Origin of the sequence: uncultured Brevundimonas sp. (assembly GCF_937870815.1) — a bacterium.
Classification (GTDB): domain Bacteria; phylum Pseudomonadota; class Alphaproteobacteria; order Caulobacterales; family Caulobacteraceae; genus Brevundimonas.
The window spans coordinates 1-10727 of the sequence record NZ_CALMZS010000056.1; the positions used below are offsets into that span (position 1 = coordinate 1).

Below are 10727 nucleotides of genomic sequence, written 5' to 3' on the forward strand. Positions count from 1 at the left end.
GGAACATAGCACAGTTCCGCCGTCCCGGCCCCGTTCGGCCCCATGACGGCGGGCGCCGCGTCCGCCGGAACGTCGAGGCTCAGGCCCTTGAGGATCGGCTTGTCGCCGACGGCGACGTGGAGGTTGGAGATGGAGAGCATGATCATTTCGATTTCGGCCTGAGCCGGAGTTTGCTGTTGTCCTGCCGCATGTCGCGAAAGGCGGCGATTTCGATGCGGTCGTCGAAGACCTCGTAGATGATGAGCTTGTTCCGATCCTTATCGCCGTGAACGAGGAAGCCCGGCCAACGGTTGGGATTGCCTATCCCGGGATGGGCTGCAAGCAACCGCGTCCAGTCTTCGATCTCGACCCTGATCTCCTCGGCGGCTTGGAGATTTCTTTCCGCGATCCAGTCCAGATAGGCTTCAAAAGCGGCCTCGGCCTCATCCGACCATTCGACCCACCTAACCGGCATACTTGGCCTTCAACCGGGCCATCATGTCTTCCTGACGGACCTTCTGCCCGCCGCGCAGTTGGGCGATGCCCTTTTCAATGGCCGCGATGTCCTCGTCGCTCCAGTTGTCATAGGTCGTTCGCTCCTGGACCGCATACTCGTGCGCGACCGACGCGATCAGGTCCTCGACCGAAGTGCCTCGCTCTTCGGCCACCCCCCGGAGCTTGGCGGCGACCTCTTCCTCTATTTCCACAGCGTAGATGTGGGCGGCAGGCTTGGGCAGAGCGGTCATGACGGCCTCCTGACGTGAATATAGCACGGCTCGGCCCGCCATGCCCCGTTCCGCCCCATGACGGCGCGCGCCTCGCCCGCCGGAACGTCGAGCGTCAGCCCCTTGAGGATCGGCTTGTCGCCGACGGAGACGTGGAGGTTGGAGATGGAGAGCATGAGGATTACGCGTCGTCTTGTGTGTAGGTGTCGAAGGTCCGGTATTGGACGGGGTAGCGCTCGTTGAGCGCCGCATTTAACTCAGCAAGCTCTTCGTCAGTGGCCGGTTGGGAGAGAGGAGCGATTCTCTCGCTCTCGATGATCGTCAGTCCGAGCGACGCCATTTCCCGTTCGACAGCCGTTCGATACTCATCAGCATTCGAAGCAAGCGCGAGCACCGTCCCGTAACCGCCCAAGGCCTCACTTCCAAGCGTTTCGCTGGGACCGACCATAGGGCGGACATGAAGAAATCCGACCCAAGCCTGAAGAGAACTCACCCCACGCTCCCTTCCAGACTGATCGCCACCAGCTTCTGCGCCTCGACCGCGAACTCCATCGGCAGTTCCTGCAGCACGTCGCGGACGAAGCCGTTGACCAGCAGGGCCACCGCCTCCTCCTGCGACAGGCCGCGCTGCCGGGCGTAGAACAGCTGGTCGTCGCTCAACCGCGTCGTGGTCGCCTCGTGCTCCAGCTGGGCCGAGCCGTTGCGGGCCTCGATATAGGGCACGGTGTGCGAGCCGCAGTCCTTGCCGATCAGCAGGCTGTCGCACTGGGTGAAGTTGCGCACCCCCGTCGCCTTCGGATGCACCGAGACCAGGCCGCGATAGGTCGAGTCCGACCGGCCCGCCGACACCGCCTTGGCGATGATCCGACTCTTCGAATTCTTGCCCAGATGGACCATCTTGGTGCCGGTGTCGGCCTGCTGGCGCCCGTTGGTGATGGCGATCGAATAGAATTCGCCCGAACTCTCCTCGCCCTTGAGCAGGCAGGACGGATATTTCCACGTCACCGCCGAGCCGGTCTCGACCTGGGTCCAGCTGACCTTCGACCGGTCGCCGCGGCAGTCGGCGCGCTTGGTGACGAAATTATAGATGCCGCCCCGCCCTTCCGCGTCGCCGGGGTACCAGTTCTGCACCGTCGAATATTTGATCTCGGCGTCGTCCAGCGCCACCAGTTCGACCACGGCCGCGTGCAGCTGGTTCTCGTCGCGCATCGGGGCGGTGCAGCCCTCCAGATAGGAGCAGTAGGCGCCCTTGTCGGCGATGATCAGGGTGCGTTCGAACTGGCCCGTCCGGCTGGCGTTGATGCGGAAATAGGTCGACAGCTCCATCGGGCAGCGCACCCCCGGCGGGATGTAGACGAACGACCCGTCCGAGAAGACCGCGCTGTTCAGGGCCGCGAAATAGTTGTCCGAGACCGGCACCACCGACCCCAGATATTTGCGCACCAGCTCAGGATGTTCGCGCAAGGCCTCGGAAATCGGCATGAAAATCACCCCGACCTTGGCCAGTTCGGCCTTGAAGGTGGTGACCACGCTGACGCTGTCGAACACCGCGTCCACGGCGTAGCGCGGCGCGCCCTCGACCCCCGCCAGCACCTCCTGCTCCTTCAGCGGGATGCCCAGCTTGGCGTAGACGGCCAGCAGCTCCGGATCGACCTCGTCGAGGCTCTTGGGCCCCGCCTTCTGCTTCGGCGCGGCGTAGTAGAACAGCGACTGATAATCGACCGGCGTGTATTTCACCGAGGCCCAGGTCGGCTCCTCCATCGCCTGCCAGCGCTCATAGGCGGCCAGACGCCATTCCAGCATCCACTCCGGCTCGCCCTTCTTCTCGCTGATGAAGCGCACGATGTCGGCGTTCAGCCCGCGCGGGGCGTATTCGGTGTCGATGTCCGAGGTGAAGCCGTGCTCGTATTTCTCGAGGGCGGCGACCGCTTCGATGGTTTCCTTGACTGCGGCCATGACTTACGCGACTTCCTTGACGCGGTCCGGGTGGCGCGCGCGGTGTTTCTCATAGGCGGCGACCCAGGCGTCGGCGAACCGCTGCCAGTCGCTCTCCACCGTGCCCCAGCCGCCCGAGACCCGCACCCCGCCGGTGGCCAGACGGTCCAGCCCCATGGCCGAGATCGCCTTGGACGGCCGGGTCTTGCCGGACGAACAGGCGCTGCCGGCCGAGACCATCACCCCCATCAGGTCGAGGGTGATCAGCTGCTGCGGACTGTCCCAGCCCTCGACGGCCGTGAACAGGGTGTTGGGCAGCCGCTCCGCCGCGCCGCCGATGATGGTCGCCCCGACGGCCGCCACCCTGGCCTCGGCCGCGTCGCGCCAGCTCTTGTGCGCGGCCGCCAGCGGCAGGTCGCGCGCGGCGCACTCCGCCGCCACGCCGAAGCCGGCGATGCCCGGTCCGTTCTCGGTGCCGGCGCGCAGGCCGCGCTCCTGCCCTGATCCGTGCAGGGTGCGGATGACCGGAACGCCCTCCTTCGAGATCAGCGCGCCGACGCCCTGCGGTCCGCCCAGCTTGTGCGCCGACAGGGTCAGGGTGTCCGCGTCCAGCGCGCGCAGGTCGACCGGAATCTTGCCCGCCGACTGGATGGCGTCGACGTGCAGCCAGCCGCCCGCCGCCCGCACCAGCTTCGCCGCCTCGGCGATCGGCTGGATCACGCCGCTCTCGTTGTTGGCGTGATGGATGGCCACGACGGCCCGGCCCGGCCGCTGCAGCGCCTCGGCCAGCCAGTCCAGGTCGACGACGCCGTTCGCGTCCACCGGCAGGATCTCGACCGGCCTGCCGCTGACATTGGCCGCCTCGGCCACGCACGGATGCTCGGTGGCGCCGACGATCAGCCGCTCGCAGCCGGCCGCGATGGCGCTCAGAATGCCCTGGGCGTTGGACTCCGTGCCGCCGGACGAGAACACCACCGCCGTCGGATCGGCTCCGACCAGTTCGGCGACCTGGGCCCGCGCCGTCTCGATCCGCGCCCGGGCGCGGCGTCCGGCGGCGTGCACCGCCGACGGATTGCCGTTGTCGGCCAGCGCCCCGGCCATCACGTCCCGGACCTCGGGCCGGACCAGGCCGGAGGCGTTGTAGTCCAGATAGATCGCGCTCACGCCGCCACCTCCAGCTCGGTTCCCACCGCCGGCCGCCGCCGGCCGGTGCGGTTCATCACCACGTCCTCCAGAGAGACCCCGGCCAGATAGCGGTGGATCTCGTCGCCGAGATCCTCCCACAGATTGTGGGTGATGCAGCGCTCCCCGGCCATCATACAGCCCTTGGGCGAGGCGTGGCCGGTGCAGCGGGTGGCCCGGATCGGCTCGTCGACGGCCAGGACGATCTCGGCCACCACCGTCTCATGCGCGCCCTTGGCCAGCCGGTAGCCGCCGCCCGGGCCGCGCACGCTCCGCACCAGGCCGCTCCTGCGCAGCCGGGCGAACAACTGCTCGAGGTAGCTCAGGGAAATCTCCTGCCGCGCGGCGATCTCGGCCAGGGACACGGCCCGCTGGCCGCCGTCCGCACGTCCGTTCCTGGCCAGATCGGCCATCGCCATCACGGCGTATCGTCCCTTCGTCGACAGTCGCATCGCGCCACTCGCAAAAACCGCGCGCTTTTCGGGGGTCCTGTGCTAGAACCCGCGCCTTCGCAAAGGCGTCTGCGCGCTCGGCGGACTTAGAAAGTCCTACCGTCGAGGTCAAGTATTACGCAGCTGCGAAATGACAGTTGAACACGGGAATTCACGCCGTCCATGCCTGAAGTCATCCTGCCCGGAGCCTCCGGCCGCATCGAGGGCCGTTATTCGCCGGGCAAGCGCCCGAACGCTCCGATCGCCCTGATCCTGCACCCCCATCCCAAGGCGGGCGGGCACATGAACAACCCGGTCGCGGTGACCCTGTACCAGCTGTTCGTCAAGCGCGGCTTCGCCACCCTGCGCTACAACAGCCGCGGCGTCGGCAAGTCGCAGGGCGAGTTCGATTCGGGCATCGGCGAACTGGCCGACGCGGCCACCGCCCTCGACTGGCTGCAGGCGCAAAACCCCGGCGCCACCCAGACCTGGGTCGCCGGCTACCAGTTCGGGGCCTATATCGGCATGCAGCTGCTGATGCGCCGGCCCGAGACCGACGGCTTCATCTCGGTGTCGCCGCCATCCAATATGTACGATTTCAGCTTCCTCGCCCCCTGCCCGGCCTCGGGCCTGTTCCTGCACGGCACGGCCGACACCATCGTGCCGCCGGTCGAGGTCGAGCGGGTGGTCAACAAGCTGCGCACCCAGAAGGGCATCGTCATCGACTACGAGCTGGAGGAAGGCGCCACCCACTTCTGGCAGGACCACATCGACGCCGTCGAACGCCGCGTCGGCGCCTATCTCGACAAGCGGCTGGCCGAAAAGCCGGCGTAGGGCCGCCACAGCCAGGGATGACGGGCTCGGCTGGTCAGTACAGCAGGAACGGCTTCCGCTCCTCCCGCCACGCCAGTTCGTCCGGCACGGTCAGGGCGTCCAGTTCCTCCGGCGTCGAGCCCGGCGCATCGACCCATTCCCGCAGCTCCGGCCCGCCGTTGATCACGTCGATGGCCAGCTTGCCGAACGCGTATTCGTACGGGAAATCGCGCCACAGCCCATAGTCCGGATACAGCCGGCGGATCGCCTTGAAGGCCAGCGCCTGCACCCGCCACGGCCGGAACGAGGCATGGTCGTAATGCGGCCCCGCGACATGCATCTGCACCCCGTTGCACAGCGCGCCGACATGCTTGTGGAAGGTCGGTTCGAACCAGCAGTCGCGCAGCATGCAGCCCTTCAGCCATTCCGGCGCCAGCGCCCGCATCTCCTCGATCACCCGCCGGGCGTCGATGTCCGGCGCCCCGAACAGTTCCAGCGGCCGGGTGGTGCCGCGCCCCTCCGACAGGGTCGTCCCCTCCAGCATCACCGTCCCCGCATAGGCCCGCGCCATCGACAGGTTCGGCGCATTGGGGCTGGGGTTGATCCACTCCCGCTCCAGCAGCGGCCAGCCGAAGCCCGGCCCCTGATCCGGCGCCCAGCCCTCCATCGCGATGACGCGGTAGTCGACGTCCAGCCTGAACCGGTCGATGAACCACAGGCCCAGCTCGCCCAGGGTCAGGCCGTGCCGCATCGGCATCGGCCCGGCCCCGACGAAACTCTCCCAGCCCGGCCGCAGCGTCAGCCCCTCGACCGGCCGCCCGGCCGGATTGGGCCGGTCCAGCACCCACACCGTCTTGCCGTGCTCCGCCGCCGCCTCGAGCACATACAGCAGGGTGGTGATGAAGGTGTAGATGCGGCAGCCGAGGTCCTGCATGTCGACCAGCAGCACGTCGAACGTCCGCATCGAGGCGTCGGTCGGCCGCCGCGTCTCGCCGTACAGGCTGAACACCGGAATGCCGTGCCGCGAATCGATGAAGTCCGGCGACTCCATCATATTGTCCTGCAGGTCGCCGCGCATGCCGTGCTGCGGCCCGAAGGCGGCGGTCAGTCTGACATCCGGCAGCGCGGCCAGGGCATCCAGCGAATGCGTCAGGTCCGCGGTCACCGAGGCCGGATGGCCGAGCAGGGCGACGCGCTTCCCCTTCAGCGGCGCCCGCAGCTCAGGCTCGGACAGCAGGCGGTCGAGGCCGAATTTCATGTCTGCTCCGGCGCCGGCAGGACCAGCGCGAATGAATCGGGGTGATGGAAGTCCGGCTTACCCGGTGGATGGGCCAGGGCCCAATAGGAGACGCCGCCGTCGATGTCCTCGATGACGGCGGACAGGCCGACGCGCCAGGCCGGCGCCGGGAGATCAGGCCGCGCGAACCGTCCCGTCTCGATCCCGATCGAAAGCCAATCGATCGATCCCTCGATGACCCCGGGCTCGACGGCGGCCTCAATCATGCCCTCCCGATAGCCCGAGAAGCGGTAGGTGGCCCACTGAAGCCCGGCGAAATTGCACTCCAGATAGCCCTCGCCGCCTTCGGGCTTCACGAAGACCTCGAAACAGGTGCTCCGCCACAACCCGTCCGCCCGGCCCGTGCGCGCGAAATTCGGCAGCCGAAGCCGGGCTAGGTCTCCAATGACCTGATAGCGCAGGGTCAGCGACGCCTCCCCACGTTCGATCTCGACCTCGACGCGGTCCACTGCGGTGGATGGCGTACCGGGATGAACCCGAAGGCTAAGAGGTTCCGTCATCTCTGCTGGGGGGTCACGACGCGTACGAGATCAATGCCATGACGAGGATCGTGGTCATTGCAGTGAGAGGCCCGCCCAGCACGATGAGTAGCAACGCCCAAGCCTGCCCGTAACGGTGCGCACGCCAAAAAAGCCCTGCGGGCACGGAGATAGTTGCGGTCGCCGCCACGATTCCCAACCGGGACATCTGACCAAGGCCGTACAGCAACACGGCCGTTCCCAGAATCCCTGCGCATAGCAGGACCCCGACAATGAGAAGTGTGAAGCCCTGCCTAGCGTGCCGATGGTGATCCATGAGTGCGCTCCGCTCTAGGTCCGTGCTACACGCCCCTTCCCTCCCAAGCCAAGCCTGATCCCCCGCCCATGACCGCCGAGCCCGCCTTCAAGTCCGACTTCCTGAAAACCCTGCAGGCGCGCGGCTACATCCACCAGATCACCCATCCGGCCGAGCTCGACGCCGCCGCCGCATCCGGGATCGTCACCGGCTACATTGGCTTCGACGCCACGGCGCCGTCCCTGCATGTCGGCAGCCTGATCCAGATCATGATGCTGCGCCGGCTGCAGCAGGCCGGTCACCGGCCGATCGTGCTGATGGGCGGCGGCACCACCAAGGTCGGCGACCCGACCGGCAAGGACGCCTCGCGGCCGCAGCTGACCGACGAGACCATCCAGGCGAACATCGCCTCGATCCGCACCGTGTTCGAGAAATTCCTCGTCTTCGGCGACGGCCCCACCGACGCGGTCATGGTCGACAACGACGACTGGTTGTCGACCTACGGCTACATCCAGTTCCTGCGCGAATACGGCACGCATTTCACCGTCAACCGGATGCTGGCCTTCGACTCGGTCAGGCTGCGCCTCGAGCGCGAGCAGCCGATGACCTTCCTCGAGTTCAACTATATGCTGATGCAGTCGGTGGACTTCCTCGAGCTGAACCGCAAGCTGGGCTGCGCCCTGCAGATGGGCGGCTCGGACCAGTGGGGCAACATCGTCTCGGGCGTCGACCTGGTCCGCCGCGTCGACCACAGGGCCGCCTTCGGCCTGACCACCCCCCTGCTCACCACCGCCTCGGGCGGCAAGATGGGCAAGACCGCCCAGGGCGCGGTCTGGCTCAACGCCGAACAGCTCAGCCCCTACGACTACTGGCAGTTCTGGCGCAATGTCGACGACGCCGACGTGGGCAGGTTCCTGCGCCTGTTCACCGACCTGCCGCTGGACGAGATCGCCCGGCTGGAGGCCCTGCCCGGCGCCGGCGTCAACGAGGCCAAGAAAGCCCTGGCCGACGCCGCCACCACCCTGCTGCACGGGGCCGACGCCGCCGCCCACGCCCGCGGCGCCGCCGAGGCCGCCTTCGAACAGGGCCGGCTGTCCGTCGCCCTGCCGACCGTCGAACTGCCGACGGGCGAGGTCATCGGCGCCATGGTCGCCGCCGTCGCCACCCGCGCCGGCCTGACCGCCTCGAACGGCGAGGCCCGCCGCCTGGCCCAGGGCGGCGGCCTGCGTCTCAACGACGCAGCCGTCGCCGACGGCGCCCGCCCGATCGAGACCGCCGACGTCAATGCCGACGGCGTGCTGAAACTGGCCGCCGGCAAGAAGAAGATCGTCCTCGTCCGTCCCGTCTGAGAGCCTGCAATGACCGAGATAACCGAAGGCCAACCGGCCCCCGCCTTCGACATGGCCACGGCCGACGGCGGCCGGGTCTCGTCGGCCGCCCTGGGCGGCAAGCCCTACGTCCTCTATTTCTACCCCAGGGCCGACACCCCGGGCTGCACCGCCGAGGGCCAGGACTTCTCGGCCCTGGCCGACGACTTCGCCGCCGCCGGCGCGACGGTGATCGGCGTCTCGCGCGACCCGGTGAAGAAGCTGGATCGCTTCAAGGCCAAGTACGATCTGAGCGTGATCCTCGCCTCCGACGAACCCGGCGAGGTCACCGGGGCCTTCGGCGTCTGGGTCGAGAAGGCGCTGTACGGCCGCGCCTATATGGGCGTGGAGCGCGCCACCTTCCTGATCGACGGCGAGGGCGTGGTGCGGCGCGTCTGGCGCAAGGTCCGGGTCAAGGGCCACGCCGCCGAAGTCCTCGCCGCCGTCCGGTCGATCTGAACGCGGACGAATCTGCGCATCCACAGTCGTCGCGGCCGCCCGACAGATTCGCCAATACGCCTGAGGAGTGAAAATTCGCCGCGAATACCGTCATTGTTCGCCTCGACGACCCTGAAGAGGGTTAACAGATCGTGAACAGACTTGTCCCCAGGCCGCAAGCGGGCGCATAACCCCACTGGTGCGTGGGGGCGTAGCGTAATGACCAGCCAGACAACTGAACGGCGTTCTCTGATAGGTCGGTGGTTTCCGACCCGATATCTTTATCTCCGGGACGGCGACCAGGTCCGTGCCTGGGCCCTGACCCCCGGCCGCCAGGCCCTCGGCGCCGCCGCGGCCGTGGTGATCGGCGGCTGGTGCCTGGTCGCCTCGGGCGGCTTCGCCCTCGACCTGGTCATGCAGAGCCAGTCCGACCGGACGGTCGCCCGCGCCCGCGCGGCCTCGGAACGCCTCAACGCCGACCTGCAGGCCCGGCTGGACAGCGCCGTGGCGCGCATGACCGCCACCACCGGCTCGCTCGACGAGATGGCCCGGATGGTCGAACGCCGCCACGCCGCCCTGACCCAGGTGATGGGCCAGTTCCGCGGCGTCGACGGGGCCGAGGTCGCCCTGACTCCGGCCCCGCCCCTCGACCCCGACCGGCACACTCCGGTGCAGCGCATGGTGGCCGTGCGGATGGATCAGGAACGGCTCATCGACCGGGCCGAGTCCGTCGCCCAGACCCGGGCCGAGCGCCTGCGCCTGGCCTTCCGCCTGGCCGGCCTGAACCCCTCCGCCTATGCGCCCCGCAGCGGCGCCGGCCTCGGCGGCCCGCTGGTCGAGGCCCGCGATCCGCGCGCCCTGGCCGCCATTCTGGACGTCGACGAACCCTTCGCCGTGCGTATCCGCAGCGCCGCCGACAACCTGTCCGACATGCGCAGACTGGCCGACGCCGCCGAAGGCATGCCGTTCCACCGGCCGACCGACGCCCGCACCACTTCCGGCTTCGGCGTCCGTTTCGATCCTTTCAACAGCCGCCCGGCCCTGCATCAGGGTCAGGACTTCGCCGCCGCCCTCAATACCCCCATCCTCGCCCCGGCGCCCGGCATGGTGTCTTTCGTCGGCGTGCGTTCAGGGTATGGCAACACCGTCGAGATAGACCATGGGCGAGGATTCAAGACGCGCTATGCTCACCTGAACGCCATGGCCGTACGCCCCGGCCAGCGCATCGCGCTGGGCCAGCGGATCGGGGCCATGGGCACGACCGGACGCTCCACCGGCGTTCACCTGCACTACGAGGTGTGGATGAACGGCCGCCCACAAAACCCAGCCCGCTTCATGAGAGCCGGAGACCGCCTTGTTCAACAAGACTAAATCACCCGCCCCGCAGCCCCGTTCCGACACCGGCTCCGCCATCCCGCCGCTGCCGGACCTGCCCATCCCGGGCGCCCCGGCCGCCGCGCCGCGCGGACCCGGCGGCCCTGCGCCGGCGTCCCAGCGCGGCCTGTCGACCCTGTCCTCCGACCTGCAATTCGACGGCAACGTCACCGGCGGCGGCGACCTGCAGATCGACGGCTCGATCAAGGGCGACGTGCGCGTCGGCCGGCTCATCGTCGGCGAGACCGGCGCGGTCGAGGGCAATGTCTCGGCCGACTATGTCGAGGTCCGCGGCCGCATCGTCGGCAATGTCTCGGGCAAGCAGGTCAAGCTGATCGCCACCGCCTATGTCGACGGCGACGTCACCGCCGAACAGCTGTCGATCGACATCGGCGCCTATTTCCAGGGCCGC

13 protein-coding genes and 2 pseudogenes are annotated in these 10727 nt (G+C 68.2%); 5 read left to right on the forward strand and 10 right to left on the reverse strand.

The genetic code is table 11. The features are described 5' to 3' along the window. The 8 genes and pseudogenes from sufC (Q0588_RS03515) to Q0588_RS03550 all read right to left on the reverse strand — a co-directional run. Window positions 1-140 (reverse strand): annotated as a pseudogene (gene sufC, locus Q0588_RS03515) (Fe-S cluster assembly ATPase SufC); the annotation flags it as partial. Between the two features lie 2 nt (window positions 141-142). After that, window positions 143-454: a type II toxin-antitoxin system RelE/ParE family toxin gene (locus Q0588_RS03520; RefSeq protein WP_298743822.1), complete on the reverse strand. Its 312-nt coding sequence runs from the start codon at window positions 452-454 to the stop codon at window positions 143-145. After that, window positions 444-725, reverse strand: coding sequence for a hypothetical protein (locus Q0588_RS03525; RefSeq protein ID WP_298743825.1), 282 nt, complete (start codon window positions 723-725; stop codon window positions 444-446). Before Q0588_RS03525 ends, Q0588_RS03520 begins: the two co-directional genes overlap by 11 nt. Window positions 726-757: 32 nt before the next feature. Beyond that, window positions 758-880: pseudogene (sufC, locus tag Q0588_RS03530) on the reverse strand (Fe-S cluster assembly ATPase SufC); the annotation flags it as partial. A 5-nt stretch (window positions 881-885) separates the two neighbouring features. Further along, a complete protein-coding gene (locus Q0588_RS03535) occupies window positions 886-1197 on the reverse strand; it encodes a hypothetical protein (protein WP_298743827.1) in 312 nt (103 codons plus the stop codon). Next, window positions 1194-2660, reverse strand: coding sequence for a Fe-S cluster assembly protein SufB (sufB, locus tag Q0588_RS03540; protein ID WP_298743829.1), 1467 nt, complete (start codon window positions 2658-2660; stop codon window positions 1194-1196). The genes Q0588_RS03535 and sufB overlap by 4 nt, the downstream gene beginning before the upstream one ends. Before the next feature lie 3 nt (window positions 2661-2663). After that, complete coding sequence (locus tag Q0588_RS03545; protein WP_298743831.1) at window positions 2664-3803, reverse strand: cysteine desulfurase family protein; 1140 nt, start codon at window positions 3801-3803, stop codon at window positions 2664-2666. Beyond that, entirely contained in the window at window positions 3800-4273 is a 474-nt protein-coding gene (locus Q0588_RS03550; RefSeq protein ID WP_298743833.1) for an Rrf2 family transcriptional regulator, read from the reverse strand. Before Q0588_RS03550 ends, Q0588_RS03545 begins: the two co-directional genes overlap by 4 nt. Window positions 4274-4435: 162 nt before the next feature. Between Q0588_RS03550 and Q0588_RS03555 the strand changes: the two genes are divergently transcribed. Then, window positions 4436-5086, forward strand: a complete 651-nt coding sequence (locus Q0588_RS03555) for an alpha/beta hydrolase (protein ID WP_298743835.1) — start codon at window positions 4436-4438, stop codon at window positions 5084-5086. A gap of 34 nt (window positions 5087-5120) precedes the next feature. Here the strand turns inward: Q0588_RS03555 and Q0588_RS03560 are convergent, their stop codons facing one another. Together Q0588_RS03560 and Q0588_RS03565 are read right to left on the reverse strand one after the other, a co-directional pair. Next, window positions 5121-6323 carry a DUF1343 domain-containing protein gene (locus Q0588_RS03560; protein WP_298743837.1) on the reverse strand — a complete coding sequence of 401 codons (1203 nt, stop codon included), beginning with the start codon at window positions 6321-6323 and terminating at the stop codon, window positions 5121-5123. Further along, window positions 6320-6862: a DOMON-like domain-containing protein gene (locus tag Q0588_RS03565; protein ID WP_298743839.1), complete on the reverse strand. Its 543-nt coding sequence runs from the start codon at window positions 6860-6862 to the stop codon at window positions 6320-6322. Before Q0588_RS03565 ends, Q0588_RS03560 begins: the two co-directional genes overlap by 4 nt. A gap of 363 nt (window positions 6863-7225) precedes the next feature. Here Q0588_RS03565 and tyrS point away from each other — a divergent pair, with 363 nt between their 5' ends. The 4 genes from tyrS to Q0588_RS03585 all read left to right on the forward strand — a co-directional run. Beyond that, a complete protein-coding gene (gene tyrS / locus Q0588_RS03570; RefSeq protein ID WP_298743841.1) occupies window positions 7226-8485 on the forward strand; it encodes a tyrosine--tRNA ligase in 1260 nt (419 codons plus the stop codon). A gap of 9 nt (window positions 8486-8494) precedes the next feature. Continuing rightward, on the forward strand, window positions 8495-8962 hold the full coding sequence (locus Q0588_RS03575; RefSeq protein WP_298743843.1) for a peroxiredoxin: 468 nt from the start codon (window positions 8495-8497) through the stop codon (window positions 8960-8962). A 198-nt stretch (window positions 8963-9160) separates the two neighbouring features. Beyond that, window positions 9161-10312, forward strand: coding sequence for a peptidoglycan DD-metalloendopeptidase family protein (locus Q0588_RS03580; protein ID WP_298743845.1), 1152 nt, complete (start codon window positions 9161-9163; stop codon window positions 10310-10312). After that, the coding region (locus Q0588_RS03585) for a polymer-forming cytoskeletal protein (protein WP_298743847.1) at window positions 10296-10727 on the forward strand (432 nt) is incomplete at its 3' end. The genes Q0588_RS03580 and Q0588_RS03585, both read left to right, overlap by 17 nt.

Excerpts from the sequence above, each read along its gene's own strand:
- Q0588_RS03560 (WP_298743837.1), bottom strand. The coding sequence starts at position 6,323 with ATGAAATTCGGCCTCGACCGCCTGCTGTCCGAGCCTGAGCTGCGGGCG.
- Q0588_RS03575 (WP_298743843.1), top strand. The coding sequence starts at position 8,495 with ATGACCGAGATAACCGAAGGCCAACCGGCCCCCGCCTTCGACATGGCC.
- Q0588_RS03580 (WP_298743845.1), top strand. The coding sequence starts at position 9,161 with ATGACCAGCCAGACAACTGAACGGCGTTCTCTGATAGGTCGGTGGTTT.
- Q0588_RS03520 (WP_298743822.1), bottom strand. The coding sequence starts at position 454 with ATGCCGGTTAGGTGGGTCGAATGGTCGGATGAGGCCGAGGCCGCTTTT.
- tyrS (WP_298743841.1), top strand. The coding sequence starts at position 7,226 with ATGACCGCCGAGCCCGCCTTCAAGTCCGACTTCCTGAAAACCCTGCAG.
- Q0588_RS03525 (WP_298743825.1), bottom strand. The coding sequence starts at position 725 with ATGACCGCTCTGCCCAAGCCTGCCGCCCACATCTACGCTGTGGAAATA.
- Q0588_RS03555 (WP_298743835.1), top strand. The coding sequence starts at position 4,436 with ATGCCTGAAGTCATCCTGCCCGGAGCCTCCGGCCGCATCGAGGGCCGT.
- sufB (WP_298743829.1), bottom strand. The coding sequence starts at position 2,660 with ATGGCCGCAGTCAAGGAAACCATCGAAGCGGTCGCCGCCCTCGAGAAA.
- Q0588_RS03550 (WP_298743833.1), bottom strand. The coding sequence starts at position 4,273 with ATGCGACTGTCGACGAAGGGACGATACGCCGTGATGGCGATGGCCGAT.
- Q0588_RS03565 (WP_298743839.1), bottom strand. The coding sequence starts at position 6,862 with ATGACGGAACCTCTTAGCCTTCGGGTTCATCCCGGTACGCCATCCACC.